General features: G+C 32.7%; 20 protein-coding genes and 2 pseudogenes. 2 read left to right on the top strand and 20 right to left on the bottom strand.

Features of this window, described 5'->3' with window-relative positions; genetic code table 11:
* The 9 genes and pseudogenes from RBB48_RS30050 to RBB48_RS30010 all read right to left on the bottom strand — a co-directional run.
* On the bottom strand, positions 1-145 hold a 145-nt coding region (locus RBB48_RS30050), incomplete at its 3' end, for an aspartyl-phosphate phosphatase Spo0E family protein (protein WP_306008719.1).
* Positions 146-330: 185 nt separating this feature from the next.
* Positions 331-642: a hypothetical protein gene (locus tag RBB48_RS30045; protein ID WP_097890072.1), complete on the bottom strand. Its 312-nt coding sequence runs from the start codon at positions 640-642 to the stop codon at positions 331-333.
* Positions 643-706: 64 nt separating this feature from the next.
* A complete protein-coding gene (locus tag RBB48_RS30040; protein WP_088610550.1) occupies positions 707-1,306 on the bottom strand; it encodes a hypothetical protein in 600 nt (199 codons plus the stop codon).
* 426 nt (positions 1,307-1,732) lie between these two features.
* A pseudogene (locus RBB48_RS30035) lies at positions 1,733-1,978 on the bottom strand (response regulator transcription factor); the annotation flags it as partial.
* A 109-nt stretch (positions 1,979-2,087) separates the two neighbouring features.
* Positions 2,088-2,270 (bottom strand): hypothetical protein, encoded by a 183-nt coding sequence (locus tag RBB48_RS30030; RefSeq protein WP_306008718.1) that lies wholly within the window; start codon positions 2,268-2,270, stop codon positions 2,088-2,090.
* Positions 2,271-2,506: 236 nt separating this feature from the next.
* Positions 2,507-2,698 (bottom strand): hypothetical protein, encoded by a 192-nt coding sequence (locus RBB48_RS30025; protein WP_306008717.1) that lies wholly within the window; start codon positions 2,696-2,698, stop codon positions 2,507-2,509.
* Between the two features lie 359 nt (positions 2,699-3,057).
* The gene (locus RBB48_RS30020) at positions 3,058-3,336 is read right to left on the bottom strand and encodes a hypothetical protein (protein ID WP_306008716.1); all 279 of its coding nucleotides are present in this window, start codon (positions 3,334-3,336) and stop codon (positions 3,058-3,060) included.
* Positions 3,337-3,669: 333 nt separating this feature from the next.
* Positions 3,670-4,041, bottom strand: a complete 372-nt coding sequence (locus RBB48_RS30015) for an ArpU family phage packaging/lysis transcriptional regulator (protein WP_306008715.1) — start codon at positions 4,039-4,041, stop codon at positions 3,670-3,672.
* Between the two features lie 138 nt (positions 4,042-4,179).
* Complete coding sequence (locus tag RBB48_RS30010) at positions 4,180-4,809, bottom strand: Holliday junction resolvase RecU (protein ID WP_306008714.1); 630 nt, start codon at positions 4,807-4,809, stop codon at positions 4,180-4,182.
* 129 nt (positions 4,810-4,938) lie between these two features.
* Here RBB48_RS30010 and RBB48_RS30005 point away from each other — a divergent pair, with 129 nt between their 5' ends.
* On the top strand, positions 4,939-5,235 hold the full coding sequence (locus RBB48_RS30005; protein WP_088064887.1) for a hypothetical protein: 297 nt from the start codon (positions 4,939-4,941) through the stop codon (positions 5,233-5,235).
* Between the two features lie 1,014 nt (positions 5,236-6,249).
* Here RBB48_RS30005 and RBB48_RS30000 read toward each other — a convergent pair.
* From RBB48_RS30000 to RBB48_RS31820, 5 genes and pseudogenes are all read right to left on the bottom strand, one after another.
* Positions 6,250-6,444: a hypothetical protein gene (locus RBB48_RS30000; protein ID WP_000087398.1), complete on the bottom strand. Its 195-nt coding sequence runs from the start codon at positions 6,442-6,444 to the stop codon at positions 6,250-6,252.
* Between the two features lie 93 nt (positions 6,445-6,537).
* Entirely contained in the window at positions 6,538-6,879 is a 342-nt protein-coding gene (locus tag RBB48_RS29995) for a DUF4257 domain-containing protein (protein WP_000961794.1), read from the bottom strand.
* A 306-nt stretch (positions 6,880-7,185) separates the two neighbouring features.
* Complete coding sequence (locus RBB48_RS29990) at positions 7,186-7,539, bottom strand: hypothetical protein (protein ID WP_306008713.1); 354 nt, start codon at positions 7,537-7,539, stop codon at positions 7,186-7,188.
* Positions 7,540-7,611: 72 nt separating this feature from the next.
* Positions 7,612-7,797 carry a hypothetical protein gene (locus RBB48_RS29985; protein ID WP_088062789.1) on the bottom strand — a complete coding sequence of 62 codons (186 nt, stop codon included), beginning with the start codon at positions 7,795-7,797 and terminating at the stop codon, positions 7,612-7,614.
* Between the two features lie 21 nt (positions 7,798-7,818).
* Positions 7,819-8,339, bottom strand: a pseudogene (locus RBB48_RS31820) (peptide ABC transporter ATP-binding protein).
* Between the two features lie 269 nt (positions 8,340-8,608).
* Here RBB48_RS31820 and lepB point away from each other — a divergent pair.
* The gene (gene lepB, locus RBB48_RS29970) at positions 8,609-9,112 is read left to right on the top strand and encodes a signal peptidase I (protein WP_306008712.1); all 504 of its coding nucleotides are present in this window, start codon (positions 8,609-8,611) and stop codon (positions 9,110-9,112) included.
* Positions 9,113-9,237: 125 nt separating this feature from the next.
* Here lepB and RBB48_RS29965 read toward each other — a convergent pair whose 3' ends face one another.
* From RBB48_RS29965 to RBB48_RS29940, 6 genes are all read right to left on the bottom strand, one after another.
* Complete coding sequence (locus RBB48_RS29965; RefSeq protein WP_306008711.1) at positions 9,238-11,271, bottom strand: adhesin; 2,034 nt, start codon at positions 11,269-11,271, stop codon at positions 9,238-9,240.
* Positions 11,272-11,291: 20 nt separating this feature from the next.
* On the bottom strand, positions 11,292-12,701 hold the full coding sequence (locus RBB48_RS29960) for a hypothetical protein (RefSeq protein ID WP_306008710.1): 1,410 nt from the start codon (positions 12,699-12,701) through the stop codon (positions 11,292-11,294).
* Between the two features lie 701 nt (positions 12,702-13,402).
* Entirely contained in the window at positions 13,403-14,380 is a 978-nt protein-coding gene (locus RBB48_RS29955) for a sigma-70 family RNA polymerase sigma factor (protein ID WP_306008709.1), read from the bottom strand.
* A 160-nt stretch (positions 14,381-14,540) separates the two neighbouring features.
* Positions 14,541-15,659, bottom strand: coding sequence for an RNA-guided endonuclease InsQ/TnpB family protein (locus RBB48_RS29950; RefSeq protein WP_306008708.1), 1,119 nt, complete (start codon positions 15,657-15,659; stop codon positions 14,541-14,543).
* Entirely contained in the window at positions 15,622-16,263 is a 642-nt protein-coding gene (locus RBB48_RS29945) for an IS607 family transposase (RefSeq protein ID WP_075313709.1), read from the bottom strand. The genes RBB48_RS29950 and RBB48_RS29945 overlap by 38 nt, the downstream gene beginning before the upstream one ends.
* A gap of 106 nt (positions 16,264-16,369) precedes the next feature.
* A complete protein-coding gene (locus RBB48_RS29940; protein ID WP_088062797.1) occupies positions 16,370-16,600 on the bottom strand; it encodes a hypothetical protein in 231 nt (76 codons plus the stop codon).
* Positions 16,601-16,844: the final 244 nt, after the last annotated feature.

Genomic DNA, 16,844 nt, shown 5'->3' with positions numbered 1-16,844 from the left:
TTATAATCATATATTTATTAATTAATTTATCAATTTCCTGACTTAAATGGAGGACTTTCATATGACTAAAGCCGTGTTTATTTACCAGTTCTACTAATTCTAATTTTTTATTTTCTATTAGATCATTTAACTTCGCCACTAACATAAACTTTTTTCTTTCACACTCCCCCTGAACAAAATAAAAAGAGCTGCTCCCAGCTCTTGTATAATAAAATCTTTATTATTGCAGTGTAAATTTTTTCATATTCTATTATAAATGAATATATATGAAGCCAACAACAATAATTTTAGTCTATTAAGAAATAAAAAAGCAGCAATATTCTATTACTGCTACAACTTCTTTATAAATTCATTATTTATAAAAATATATTCTTCTGGTCCATCAGATTCACCATACCAAACTTCCAGTTTTATAATATGTGCTGCTACTTCTTTTAATATCACATTCATAAATAATGAAATAGGTGTTACGTTATGTTCTTTAACTCTGTAATTCTTTAGATTGGCTATAAATGACCATTCATAGCCTTTTAAATTTGTATAATAGTCATTCTCTTCTTCCCAGTTTCCTGTACTTATTAATTCCACCAATTCTTTATATTCATCCTTTATAATTACTTTACCTCGAAAGGCTGTATACATTTCAAAAGACAATTTTTTCACCCTCTTAAATTCATTATGAATTTAATTAACATATATATCTTAACTACACAATAGAAGGTTTTAAAAATCGTATTATATTTCCCTTTTCACTAAATTCACTCTCATTGTTACAATTTTTTGAGGTAAGATCAACTATATAACTCTCTGAAATTTTAAAAGTTCTTTCCTCATTAAACATTGTCAAAGGAACTGATACTCCAACATTATTATCTAAATGACTTAGTACCATTACAGGGATAGTTTCTCCTTTTAATAAATCAACATATGAGGTCTTAACTTTATAATAATGCCCTTCTAAAAAATGCATTTTTCCGTTTATTAAATCCACTGCAACTCCATTATTACAATACGCTAAGCTTTGATTTGAAAAATGAATATCATCCGATACTTTAATAAATTTCATTGTTTTATTATCAAATATATAGTAACCCTCTCTTACTACAAAGAGATTATGCGGATTGATAAACTCTAGCAAATAATGTGTGATTTCAAAGCTAGTATCTCCCTCAATCATTTCTCTGTATTCTACATAAAGTTTCTCTAACTTTTTAAATGTACTTAGTTTGATCCCCTGATTTGGTCTTGATGCAAGTGTTAAGTCATCTAATACCCATTTAGCCACGTATGTTGACGTTGGAATCATTTACAATATACCCCCTTCAAAATTCTATATATGAGCATATAAACTATTTAAATTTAATAAATTGGACTCTACTTAAAGTATAGGCAGAATCTATTTAATAACTAAGATAATTCTCTAACTTTTTCATAATAAAATGTTTAAAAATAATAATGAGTTATTCAGTTTGTATTTAACTGGTGGTTTTCAAGGATATGTGACTGATTCGGGGTATGGGGGCCATCCTCATGTATAAGGGTTACAACGCTAATGTTCACTATAAAACCCGACATAAGATCAATTATGTTGGGTTTTATATGATTGTCTTTATTAAAAATTAAACATTATTTATAGAATCTATAAAATCGCCTATAACAGACATTCAAATTACATTTTTTGAAGTTTGGTCCCTGAAATTCACGTACCCCTAGCAGATGACAGCACTCCCTCTTACGAGAGTAATCCTGTATCTCTTGCTTTTTGCACGGCTTCTTCCTGATTTTTGACTTCTAGCTTGTCATAAAGAGTAGAGGCATAATTTCTAACTGTGCCATTTGATAAGTAAAGTTTCGAAGCAATTGTTTTATAACGGATTCCTTGAGACAAAAGATTCAAAATCTCTAACTCGCGTTTCGTTAAGCCATACTCTTTTCCATCTGACTTCAATTCGACTGACCCTTCCTCATCATTTCCATCCGTTGTGTTCGTTTGTTTTGTTAGTCCTTATCCTTCCTCAACAAATAAGACCAGAAAATCCATGTACAAAAAAAGAGCGCTTTTCTTCAAAGCCCTCTCCAATAGGAATTTACCAATCCTTACGCTTATCACAGTCACGATCATGATTACGTCTACGATGACATTCATCACAGTCACAGTCACGTCTACAACGACGATCATCACAATCTCTATGTCTGCGTCCGCAGAACATTAAATCATCCCAAAATCTATTACAATCTCTGCAATGTCTGAAATTACAATTACATCCCATAAATATGATTACCTCCTCTTAACTTTAAGATTCATCATATCTTATGCTAAAAAACAAAAACAGCTTGTTTACTAGTCTACTTTCTGCATTTTAAAGTAATAATATTATTATCTAGTCTTTAAGCTTCAAATCCATTTCACCCCTTATCTTTCCTTAACAACAAACAAGACGCCACCCAGATTGCGGTAGCGTCTACGATAATTGCTATTGGTTTAATCGATTTATTTACCCTCACGTCATTTATTTCTTTGCTTCCATACCTCATTCTTTTTATGATAAGTATTCTTACCATTCATGAAGTCAGCTGTATTACCAGGAATGCTATATTTTTTATTGTTTTTCTTATCCTTCTTCTTCAGCCTCTTCTCTTCTTGTAAAGCTTGCAAATCCGCCTTCCATTGTTTCAACAAATCCTTTTCACGCCGCATCGAATTTGTACCCCTTGGATTAAAATGTGAATCAAATAATTAGATTCTATCTATTTATATAAACATTTAATTCAAATGACCATTTTGTACAAAATAAAGAGCACCTTACGATTGCAGGTGCTCAAATATATGAAGTGGGGTTACCCCATACTCCAATATATGCTTGTCCTTATAAAAGGTGCAAAATAAAAAGAGTACCCGTTCATTAGGTACCCTTCAACAAATAAGTATGGCGCTCCAAGTTTCACCTCATATGATAACTCGTCCCACGATTCATCATATGCTTGCCTTATTAGAATGTTCACTGTTTTAATGTGTAATTTCTATATAACAAAGAAAAAAGCATCCATTTTGGATGCTTAATGTGTACTAATATTAATATTGAATAGCTCTATTAATAGACTTTCTAGAACAATGAATATACTAGCTGAAGCTGATCTATATCCAATATTTTTTCCTGTAACATTAATAGTAATCTCCGCCAAATGGGTTTGCACATCATCTTTTTCAAAAATTTTATCTTCAACCTTTTCAATTATTGCTACATTATCTACTTCTTTAAAAGTTTTCAGCAATTTTGTTTCTAATAAAGTAAAATCAAAATTTTCATCTTTAACCACATCAAATTTAATCTTCATTTTTATTTCCCCATTTTTAACTACTTAATATATTAACATTAATATAATTATATATATTTTTATTAAGTAATTCAAAAGTTATGTTTTTCAAAACTCCCCATAGTTCACATATCTAATGGAGAGAAATAAAAAAACAAATCGTAAAAGTTCCTCTTCCAAGGTCAAGATAACTCTCAACCTTCTCCACGCCTCCGCGTCACCAAGTAACGTTATTATAATGGGAACGCTATCCCCAAAACGTATTCTTTTTTCAAAGAACTGTTTATCGGAATAGTTTATAATTTTTACGTTTTTATTTAGTCCCCCAAAAAGTCCGCGTTTTGTTCGCGCTTTTTAGATTATTCCCAGCGCTGTAGCAATCAACTTAACCGCACTCTGCTTCTTCTCATAGAAGTATGTCTTCTCGAGTAATAGATCGTGATAAACATCTGAATCCTTTACTCTCTCATTTGTCAGGAACTTTTGCTCTACAATATTACGCTCATTCTCATCTAATAAGTTATTAAGTGCCTTTTCAACCTGCTGCACCTTCCATTTACTCGTATTCCTTGAATCACGTAACTCAGGAAACAAACTGATCCCTTCTTGCTCCACGTCATTGCTGAATTGCATCTTGATTGCTCTGTATTCCTTTAATACGCTTACTACTTCCTTCTGTACTTTCTTATAATCGATATTCGGTAACAAAGTCAATTGTTTCTCCAATTTTGAATCCTCCTATTTCAAATTTCGGTTTTTATATTCACATCAGGTACGTCAAATTTTACTGTCAAACTACTGAATAAGGGAATGATGACTACAATACAGCCCCCACCACACTGTTAGTCATTGTTCCGCTATCCATTAAACTTTTAACAATTTACGTTTCTTGTTATTTATCTTCTCTTTTGCTGCCTCAATGTTATTCGCTACCCTTGTATGGTCCTGATCAAATTGAATCATGCCATCTATTACCGGTGTAAATCCTTGCTCATCGATGTATTGTAAATAATCAATCGGCGCTCGTTCTGTCTGATCTACTAAGTATCCATAAATACCAAAGTCTGCTCTCGGTATAGACTTCTTGCCCTTCGGTTGATGAGACATCCTTACATAAGATTGAATGACTGATAGTGGTACAACGAATACCGACTTGCCCTTGCTAAACTCAATAAGGAAGAAACAAATCGCTCCCATCTTCTCTGCTTTCTCCAGGTAATCTAGTTGATGCTGTGTAATATTCTTTAAATCAAAACGTGTAGCATTCTCTGTAGATTTCGCTTCAAACGCAATAGCTCGTCCCTTATAAACGCCATCATAGTCCACTGTACTTTTAGCTTCATAGAATCTATTTAATACACGGCCACCTTTACTCTTTAACACCTTTACAGGAGTCGGACGCTTGTTTATAAGCGCCACTCCACCTCTTTGATACATTTCGTTCGCTAGATTGATAAGCATTTCAAATGCCATTCCACGGTTTCCTAGTCCCATTGTTATTCCTCTCTTTCTATTCAAAGAATTATTTTGTTAAAAAATTCATTTCGATTTATAACCGCTATCTTTTTCTTTAATTTCCCAGTAAAATTAAATGGAAATATTTTAATAACATAGGAGGAAGCAATGAAGCATAACATCAATCTATGGTCCTTTATATGCTCTTTGATTTGCGTTGGACTATTCCGTTTATATTTTGAAATTCCACTTGAACTATTCAAATTTTTCACGGATTCATTACACATTCACCCTTTATTTATATTACTAGTTTTAACAATAGGAACTTTTTTTGCTGGCATTATAGGATTTTCTAAGATGAATAATTGGATTGCGATGCTTAGGAGTGTAGCAACAGTCTTACTAACATTGTTATTATCAGTGTTTTTAACACTAACTTTGATTGTGGGCTATGCATTAAGTTAAACGTAGTTTCTTGTTAATAAAACTCAATATTCCGTCAATAATATAGATGACATTAGATTTTTCTCCTTGTTCCCCCTTGGAGATGAGCAGTTAGTTTTTGCTAACTGCTCTTATATTTATAACAAAGATAAGATTCTTTAGAATGATTCTTCTTTATTTCTCAATATAAGGAGCCTTGGATTTTCATTAACACTCCTGTAGTATATAAACAAAGAGTAAGGTAAGAGTTACTCTTTGCCATTTTAGGAAAGGTTCTGTTGGAGACAACAGGACCTTTTTTCGTAAAGAGATGGTTTTGTTTAATTTTTCACCAATAACCACAAAAAATATCTTTCAATCATTATATACTGAATTAAATCAATAGATTAGGAGTAGATCAAATGCCAGTTACACTAGAACTTATTCTTTTCATTCTTATAGCAATTAGTGCTGTTGGCTATTTAATAAAAGAATTTCAAAAAACTAGGAAAAGAACACTTGGAATTTCAATAGAATTTTGGGTTCTTTTCTGGTCAATATGGAGAATATCGGCTATCATAATCTAATTTGTAAAATATAATCTCTCTTGATTAAAACTCAATATTCCGTCAATACTGTAGATGACATTAGATTTTCTCCTTGTTCCCCCTTGGAGAACCGAGTAGTTAGCTTTTGCTAGCTGCTCTTTGTTTGTAAAAAGCACTCAATTAACTGGGCATACATATAATATTCTGTGTTCCTTTCTCTATATATTGAAATAGTCTTTACAAATGGATAATCTCGTCACGAGAGCACTTTATTAAGTGCTCTTTTTAGGTTTTAAACTAATGAAAAATGAAATATTTACCATGAAGGTATACACATTGCCTCTTACCCCTTTGGACAACTTGCTATAGATATTAATAATGAAAATTCATCAGCAATCTCACTTATTTAATCTTTCGTTTTATAAAGAGAAAATGTTTTTATATTTATAAGATAAAAAGAGGTTGATGGATTGATTCTCCACCAGCCTCTTTTTATTTTGCTATTCAATTAGAAGCTAACCGTCGCTGCTTCCTCTCCTGAACTAATCATTCGCTGTTCAATCTTTCCTAGCAGTTCCTTTATCTTATCTGAATAAAGTTTGACTGCTTTCGTAGATTGAGCATTCTTAAGCTCTTCTGTCCATTCTGCTAAATCTTCTTTTTCTTGATCATCTAGATAATCAAAAACTTCCTTTCGAGACATCGGGCTCACCTCAACTCAACTCACTTTATTTGGCCGTTACATAACCAAATCTCCTCATCTCTCTATTTCTATTTATACCAGATTACTCCTCTATTATTCCTTATTCTTTTTTTCGAGTTCGTTCAATTTCTTTGAAATCGACTGAATCTCGTCGGTTTTTACTTGTTCCGTTGCCAAGCGATTGTGCAGCAGGAAAGCTTGCCCTGAAATCCCAGCAAGAATACTCACCTTAAGAATATCCATCATTGTTTCAGGGTTAAACATTGCAACACCAACGAGTGAAGCAATACTTCCTACAAACATCTCTCCCAAGAAACCCGGGTGAAATGCAAGCTTGCTCTTACGAGGCAACAAAAACTTTTTGTTTGTGATGTAATGACTAGCCAATCCTGAGACCATACCAGCCACAACTGAAACAATTACTGTAACCAACATAATATGCACCCCTTTTAGAAAAACTTTTAACATTGCAGCAGCAGTTTCTATTTAATAATTAGTTGCTATAACATAGCATCACCCCTTTCAGGCAAAAACAAATAACCTTCCAGGAAAATGAATTGTTTACACAATGAAATAAAGTAACATAAAGTTCCTTTTTGTGTAATTTCATTAACCCGAAAGGTTATAAGTAATTAGTAATATAAAAAAGAAAAAGAAAAAAATGCAACTAAATTATATCACATTGAAGTTTGTTTTATCTTTAAATTCAGGAAATTTATTTTGTTATTTAACTTTCTCAAGTTAACAAATCAAATTCTTTGATATCTTTACACTTTCTAATAATTCTAAAGCCTGATGGTTATTTAATTTTTTCAATCTCCCATCAATTATGCTGTAGATTACACTACAATTTTGATGAATATAGAATTCCAATATCTCAAATGCTACTTTTTTATTCTCTTCATTTTCATAGTTGTATAAGTTTATTATTCTAGTTCCTGTCTCACGTACTAACCACAATACCTTACGCTTAAATAAGAAATAATAATATGGGACCATTAAATCCGCCACATCTGATTCCCGATTATTCATTTCTAACAAAGAATTCGAGAATTCTTTGTTATTAAAGACGGCCACTTTTTTTATTATTTTCATACTCGATATATTCACCTTTCTTAGAAAATAAAAAAGACAAGGAATTAATCCTCATCTTTTTCATAACTACAGTTAATTTTTCTCTTCATATTCGATTACCATAACCAAAAGCGGTTGGCCTTGTTCACGTTCTATGAATCCGCTTGGTGTTATTTTTCCAACTATTTTTCCATGCTTAGCACAATACTTCAAAAAACCATTCACTTCTTCATCAATTCTTAATGCATCAGCAATAACAGTTCTGATTTGTAATAACATAGTAAATCCCCCGATATTTTCTTATTTTAAATATGTAATCTCAGAAACTCGAAATCCATTTATTTCTGGTACATATTTAAATTCCAGAATTAAGCCGTTTTGTTTTACCAAAAACAATCCTTTTTTGACTTTTGTAATAGTTCTTGGTTTTTCATAATTAAATAGACTTGGTTTACTTTTATAAGTAACTTTGTAATTCTTATTTGTACTAAAATAATCTGATGTAAATTCATCAGCTAATTCTACAGTTGTTACATGATTTCCTAAAAACATTTCTAGTTCTCTTTTTTTTGATAAATAGTTAAGTGGCCATTCTTATCAATATCATCAAATATTAATTTGAATTGCCCTCCTAAGTCGTTAATCACATTTTGTGATAATTCATCTTCAAACAAATAATCGTATTGAATTTTTTCTTTCAAATCTTCTACTTTGATTGGTGTTAACGCTTCTGTTTGAGGTTCATCCTTTATAAAGGTGTTATAAAAAACAAACATCATAGCTAAAACGCCTAACATTAAAAATAATCTCTTAATCTTCATAAAGTCTTCATCCTTTCACATTGTGATGTTCTCCAAAAAATGCAAAAAAGCCCTTTTCGGAGTTGTATTTAAAAAGAAAGTAAAAGTAAAAAACTTAAACTATCTTTGAAAATCGAAACCCCGAAAGGGCTATAGTAGTTATAAATATAAAAAATCGAAATTTAAAAAAGGTATACTTAATTTTAACAAATTACACCTACAAAAACAACCATATTCAGAATATTTAATTCGTTAAATATACGTTATGATGAATATTATAAACCTTCAGAATGGAATTTGATCTTAAATTGAAAAAACGTCTAATTTCTGTTTTTCCAATATCAATCTTTATAATTGGTATTACCTTGCTTTTACTAAGACAGTTCGTTTTTTTTCCATATAAGGTTTCTGGGGTTTCTATGGAAAACTCCTTATTCAATAATGATAAGGTTTTAATTAATCACTTCATCCATTCAATAGAAGCTCTGCAAAGATTTGATATAGTTGTTGTTAATTCCCCCCTAGAAAACACTTCTAATAATAAATCAAAACAGCTTTATATAAATGGACTTGTGGTAAAAGATCTATACTCAAAAGGTAAGACAGCTGGTTTTTCATTAAAAAGTATTTACGGTTTCGATAGGGTTCCGAATGATACAATTTTTGTATTAGGAGATAATCGTGAGGAAAGTTTAGACAGCAGATTTAAAGAAATAGGCTTTATACCTTTGAATAATATAGAAGGCAAGGCGGTTCTACGCTATAAGCCATTCAATAGACTTGGGAAGTTTTAAGAAAATAGTATAAATCCATTACAAGATAAAATAATAGAATTTTCCGTATATTAATTAATAAAAAAAGAATCCCTACTAGTAGTTGAGATCCTTTACTTTTACCATATTATCATTTTGGTAAAAACCTATTTAGCTACATCATTAGAATTTGCTGCAAGTAATCCATTACCTTGTTCTTTAAATGTTGTTTCAGCTGTTTTTTGCTCTGGCTTTTCTTTCTCAAGAACTACCACATTTACTGTTGCAGTTGAGCTGTTTCCTGCCTTATCGGTTGCCGTTACTTGAACTGATATTGCGCCTGGCTTACTTGTATCATATGCTCCTACTGTTACTAATGGATTTGAATCTTTATTATCTTTTACATTCACTAAACTTCCTGGACTTAATTTATCTCCCACATGTACGGTTACACCTTGTTTCGCTGTTATTACTGGGGCTTCCGTATCCTTCTCTTCTTCCTTTTCTACTACTTTTACTGTTACCGTTGCAGTTGAGCTGTTACCCGCATTATCAGCTGCCGTTACTTGAACTGATATTGTACCTGGCTTACTTGTATCATATGCTCCCACTGTTACTACTGGATTTGGGTCTATATTATCTTTTACTTCTACTAAATCTCCTACATTTAGACTATCCCCTACATGTACTGTCACACCTTGCTTCGCTGTAATTACTGGGGCTTCTGTATCTTTTTTCTCTTCTTTTTCTACTACTTTAACGGTTACTGTTGTACTTGAGCTATTTCCTAATGCATCTGTTGCCATTACTGTTACTTGAATTTCCCCTATCTTACTTGTATCGTACGCTCCCACTGTTATTATTGGGTTTGGATCTTTATTATCTTTTACTTCTACTAAATCTCCTGCATTTAAGCTATCTCCTACCTGTACAGTTACACCTTGTTTTGCTGTAATTACTGGTGCTTCTGTATCTTTTTCCTCTTCTTTTTCTACTACTTTGACGGTTACCGTTGTACTTGAGCTATTTCCTGATGCATCTGTTGCTGTTACTGTTACTTGAATTTCTCCTGCCTTACTTGTGTCGTACGCTCCTACTGTTACTACTGGGTTTGGATCTTTATTATCTCTTACGTCTACCAAATCACCTGCATTTAAGCTATCTCCTACATAAACGGTTACACCTTGTTTCGCTGTAATTACTGGTGCTTCTGTATCCTTTTCTTCCTCTTTTTCTACTACGCTGACGGTTACTGTTGTACTTGAGCTATTTCCTGATGCATCTGTTGCCGTTACTGTTACTTGAATTGCCCCTGCTTTACTTGTATCGTACGCTCCCACTGTTACTACTGGGTTTGGATCTTTATTATCTTTTACTACTACTAAATCTCCTGCATTTAAACTATCTCCTACATAAACAGTTACACCTTGTTTCGCTGTAATTACTGGTGCCACTGTATCCTTTTCTGGTTTTGTTGTACCACCATCGTTACCATCTCCGCCTGTTGGTGGTTTTGTACCGCCTCCACCATCGTTACCATCTCCGCCTGTTGGTGGTTTTGTACCGCCTCCATTATTACCTTCACCACCTGTTGGCGGTTTCACTTCCCCGCCACTAGTGTCACCCGAAGTAGGTGGCTTTTTATCATTATTAGTTGGAGGTATTGAGTTATCTGCAATAGCCACACCATCATTAATATTTAGATCGCCACCAAATACAAAGTTCTTACTATCCTTATTATCCGAGACAGAAGGATTGTTTGTTGCTGATGCTATTGAAGTATTTAAATCTGAAAAACGATTATTTGATTTATCACCGTCAATAACTGAGGCTAAGTTTCGATCTGAGTTTATAGCTGCGGTTGCAATTGAATCTGTTAAGTCATCAAATTTCTTTTTGGTTTTGTTATTTTCAATGATACCGGCTAAATTTTGGTCAGAGCTACGTTTTGCATTATCAATGATTTCATCAAAATCATTAGTATTTAGATTTTCAGTCGGTTCATTCTTACTTTCTTCTTTTTTCTCATCTTTTTTCTTTTCTTTTTCACTATCCTTTTTCTTTTTAGATACTGATGCTGTTTTAGTGCTCTTCTTTTCAGAAGAAAACAGTGAGCAGCCTGTAACTACCCCAACACTTAAGGTAGTTACAGTAGTCGTAAGTAACACTTTCTTTAAAATTTTCGAATAATCTAAAGGCACAATCAATTCCTCCCTATTACCTAACCTGCACTTATAGTTGCTACAGAAGTAGCAGAACTATTAGGTGTAGAATTATTAATTTTTTCGAGTAAATCTTTATTTCCAACCTTTTGAGCAAACTTTTTAGCTTCCTCGGATTTATTTAATTTCAAATAACTATTAACAATAATTCCTTCTCTTCTGCCATCTAGTGGCACTTGATCTCTTAATTTGATAACTTCTTCATGCTTGTTATCTAATGCAGCAATTTCAAAATTAATTAGTGGATTTTTTGTTTTTAATTCTTTTACTTTTTTCAAATTATCTACAGCTATATAATATGAAACTACTGATTCTGCAAAATCTTGTTCTAAGTCAATTGCCTTCTGTGCTTTACCACTCAATAGATACGTAAATAAAACCGCCTTTTTATCTTCTTTTCCTAATTTTTTATAATCGACTTTATCAAATTCCAAGGCAGCATCTTGATATTTTTGAACTGCAGATAACCTTAACCCATTTATTAGATTCGCATTAACTTCCAAACTATTTACATTATTTGCAGATGCAGCCTGTGAATTTTTCATATTGCTAAAGGCAAAACCTGCTACTACTAATAAAACAATTGATGCGACTCCTATAATAGCGTACTTATATTTTTTCATATTATTTAAGATTCCTTTTTTATCGATTGCGACTTTCTCTTCTTGTTCAAATTTAGTTTCATTTGGTTGATTTCTTTCATTATTTAAATTAATTTCATCACTTTCGGGTTCGCTTTTAGCCACAACTATTTTTTGTCTCTTTTGTGCATCTTTTATTTTCTTTTCTTCCTCTAGTCTTCTTTTTCTTACTTCCTCAAGTTTTTTCTCTTCTTCCTTCCGTTGTGCTTCTGCCTGTTTCCTTGCTTCTTCCTCTGCTTTTCTACGCGCTTCCGCTTCTGCTCGTTTTCTTGCTTCTTCCTCCGCTTTTCTACGCGCTTCCGCTTCTTCACGCTTCCTTGCTTCTTCCTCTGCTTTTCTACGCGCTTCTACTTCTTCACGTTTCCTTGCTTCTGCCTCTACTTTTCTACGGGCTTCCGCTTCTGCCTGTTTTCTTGCTTCTTCTTCTGCTTTTCTACGCGCTTCCGCTTCTTCACGTTCCCTTGCTTCTTCCTCTGTTTCTTCTATTTTTAAATCATTTTCAGAAGTGCCTGCCTGTTTTTGAATTGTAGTAATCCAATCAAGAGCTGGGTTACTATTTGAAGATTCATTTTTAGGTAAATTTACATTTACACTTTCTTCACGTTGGTTCTGCGGTTGTTCTAAATGCTCTTTTTGTATTTGCTCACTTATTGGATCTTTATAGATATCCTCATATTGTTCTTCTTCCTCTGCTAGTAATCGTTCTCGTCGTTCTTTTTCTTGTCTAATCCTTTCCTTAATTACGTTTCTTTTTCTATTATTTTGCATATAACAACAATGGCCTCCTTTCTATCGGTACCTCATTAATGAGAGTAATTAAATTATTCATCCTTCATAATTAATCATGAGATATTTCTACAGAAAAACTAAGGAAAATTAGAGATAATATTATTTTTTTAAGCATGATAAATAAAAAAAAGGATAAATAGGTAGCACCCATTTATCCTTTTTTATTTATCATCTATTGAGTTTATCGTTTTCCGACAGAAAACTCCTTCCTTAAAATGTGAGAGTATGAAACACCAATTTTAGGCGGGAGATGAATGTCGCTTGGCATAAGCCAACATGTTTACTACCATATACTTGTACAGATTGCTCTTTGAAAACTGAAGATATGAGGTTGGTTGCAGAAAAATGTTGCAACCAACCTCATATCTTCAACGTTCTTGCGCCCCACGTTTGCCGAAGTTGCGAAAACCAAGCTAAAGTAGGAAACGTGGTGAGTTAACGTACAAGATACTTATGTTTTCACTGTAGGGACTACGGGCAGAGCATGCTAAGATAACCGGTGGATACATCGGTGTTCGCAGGAATCTCCCACTTCAAACAGTCCGTAAGGACGTTAAGTGGTGAGAAGTTCGAAGTGCATGTTATACCCTTAATACATCACTTTGTATCCAGATTTTAGATAGAAAAAGATACAACCCACTCATTATACTGTATATTCCGATAAATATGAATATATATTTTCACGCCATATTAAGTTCATCCATTACTTTCAACTTTTCATGTAGTAGATTAAAAATTTCATCTTTATAGTCACATTTCTTCAATTTTTTAATTGCTTCATCCTTTATTTGTGACACTCTTTCAGTTGTTATCATAAGTGCTTTTGCAATTTCTTTATGCAAATACACTTTACCATCTAGAAGACCAAAACATAGATTTAGTACCATCTTTTGCTTTGGGTTTAATACTTCATCAAATATTAACCATAGCTCGTAATTTAAGTCCTCAATTACCATCTCATTTGTTGACGGAATTGCTGAACTATCATCATAGAATGGATTTGATATACCCATATCTTCATTTATTGTATCTATATCCAAAGTCATAGTAGTAGCTCGCTTATAATATACGTTGTGCCTAATGACTGTTTCGCTAGTTACATTTAACTCTTTTACTACTTCTTCCACTGAAGGGGTTCTGTTGTACATTTGTAGATATTTATCTTCTAACTCGACATATCTTAAATTAAATTGATTCACAGAATTAGGGATTTTAAAAGGCCCAGACTTTTTTTCACATATAATTCCTAACATACTTTTTTGTATCCACCAAAAAGCGTACGTGGAAAAGCAATAACCTAAAGCCGGATTAAAATCTTCCATTGCCCGTAACATTCCCTCATTACCTTCTTGAACCAGATCATCAAACTCTATATCAGGGTGCTTGTTTTTGTACTTTCTTGCAATAGATAATACTAGTCCTACATTCACATGAAACAAATAATCACGTAGATCCTTTTCACCATGTTTGTACCGCTGAAATAATTTTAAACTTTCTTGTTTTGATAGTACCTTATAATTCCCAATTCCCTTAATTTCAAAAGTGTTTCCTTCTAGATTAGCCATTGGCTTAATACTTCTTGCAGTAGAACCTTGTGTTATAGTTATAGTTTTATTTAATGAATCATCGCGATTCAAGCTGCTATATGATGGATTCATACCTATTCCGTTGCCAAAACCTTATAAAAGTCTATAAAGTTTGTTTATTTCCCTGTTCTACGAGTCCAGTTTTGCCAAAGCTACTACCGTTTGATATAACTCTCCGAGGGCGTAAATTCGGATACAACGCATCCTACATATTAGCCATAACGTTTAGGTGTTAATTGGCTAATTTATAACGTGACAAGTTGATGGCTGCATTCAAATCCCGATCTATGATATGACTACAAGCACATTTGTATATGCGATCAGATAGCTTTAGATCTTTCTTGATGCTTCCACAACTTGAACACATCTTAGAAGATGGATACCATTTATCAGCTTCAATAAATTCAATACCGTATTTTTCGCTTTTATATTGAATTTGTCGCTTAAGCTCATATAAACATTGTTTTGCAATAGCTTTAGACAAGTGCTTATTCTTCATCATTCCTTTGATGTTCAAGGTTTCCATCACGATTCGATATGGCTTGGTTTTCACGATATCTTTCGTGACTTGATGAAGATAATTTGTTCTGATATTGGTCAACCTTCTATGCAAGTGTTGTATTTTCTTTTTGACTTTTATAATGTTGCCGGTTTTGATGAAACGGTTTCCCTCCTTATTTATTTCATATTTGCGAGAAACTTGACGTTGCAACCTACGAAGTCGTTTCTCTACCTTTTTTACTGTTTGTGTTTTGTTGATATTTTTCTTTTTCTCTCCATCCGAGCAAACAGCCAGTTCCTTCACACCAACATCAATGCCTAGTGAGACGTCTGTTAATTCTATTTTGGGACACTCGTTTTCTACGCCAACGGACAAATACCAATACTTTCCGTCGAAATGAATACGTGGATTCGTATACTTTACATCGACTGGTAATGATTCTGAAATTTTCATCCATCCAACTTTTTCAATCAACACTTCGTTATTTCGAACTTTCAATTTCACATTATCGTTGTAAAAAGACGGCTTGGATTTTCTTCTGCTTTTGAAACATGGTTTATTAGCCAGTCCCTTGAAGAATCGCTTATATGCTTCACAAGCATCTTTGATCGCTTGCTTTGTAATGTTATTGGATACTTCGTATAGCAATACATATTCTTCTGTTTGTTTCAGAACGGTTAATTCTTTACGAAGGAGGCCGTCAGATAGAAATTTACCACCGTGCTTGTGATTTTCTTCTTGTTTACCTAATGTCCAATTATAAGCCCATCGGGCTGTTCCAACGGATTTCCAAAGTTGATGTTCTTGTTCTTTATTTGGTCTTATTCTTACTTTCCTCGCAAGTATCACTTTTCATCAACTCCTTAATCATCTTCTTGGCTTTATTGGCTCTTTTGCCTTGCAATCTACAGCTGAAAACAGTGACAATCTGAATTAAATCTTCTACTAATTCTTGTTCCTCGGTCTTTTTTGTATGGTCAATGACCTCAATAGTCGTTCCATATTTATTACATAGGTTTTCGATTAATTCATACCCAAATCGAATTAACCGATCTTTATAAAGAATAACAATCTTTTCTACTTCCGAATTAGTGACCTTATCAATTAGTTCATTTAATCCCTTTTTATTATAGTTAATCCCACCTCCTATATCAGTGATGATTTCAAATTGATAGCCTTTAGCAAACATATACGTTTTTACGTTATCAATTTGTCTTTCCAAATCATCTTTCTGTTTATGAGAGCTAACTCTACAGTATCCTATCACTATTTTGTTTAACTGCATTTCACCTTTAATACCCAAGAAGTGATTAAGTTGTTCTTGTGAGTAATATCGATAACCACTATCCGTTACGTGATGTGGTTTAAAAACATTTTGTTTATCCCAGTTTCTTAACGTTTGAGTTGTCTTTCCTATTAAATCAGCAAATTCACCTATGGAATAGTACTTCATCTATATCACCTCTCTAATTATTATTACTTAAACTTTATAATAATTAGAGGGTCTTTTATAAAGTTTTATAGATTTATTTCAACTGTTACTTCCCTCCCTTCTCATTTTATCGAATTGTTTCTAAAAACATCTGTGTCTCCTTTTGTACGTTACTAATCAACTTACAATTCCTTGCACATGTATTGGCAACTTCTTTATGTGCTTTCGTTTTTCTCAATTCTATATAAATATCGCATCCTTTGCAGATGCTACTAATACCTTCCATTATTTCTAATTGTCTTCTTCTTTCATATAAAAACTGTTCTTTCGTTTTCTTCTCACTTACTCGTCTCCCCATTTGTTTCACCTCGTATACATGAATAGTATTATTTAGTAATTAAAAACTACTATCGATATTACATAGATACGAAACTTCGCCCTAAAACCCTTCCAAATTTCTCCTGTATGTATATGATATAGGATTATAACAAAATGTAAAATAAATTATTCTAAAAATTTCAAAAAATTACCGAGATATTAAAATAGCCATCATTTCCTTATGATTAAACTAATTATATTTATATAAATCTTGATAATCATCA

The organism is Bacillus sp. MMSF_3353, assembly GCF_030733445.1.
GTDB lineage: Bacteria > Bacillota > Bacilli > Bacillales > Bacillaceae_G > Bacillus_A > Bacillus_A wiedmannii.
Note: the sequence above shows the minus strand (reverse complement) of the source record. Positions and strands in the feature narration are given on the sequence as shown.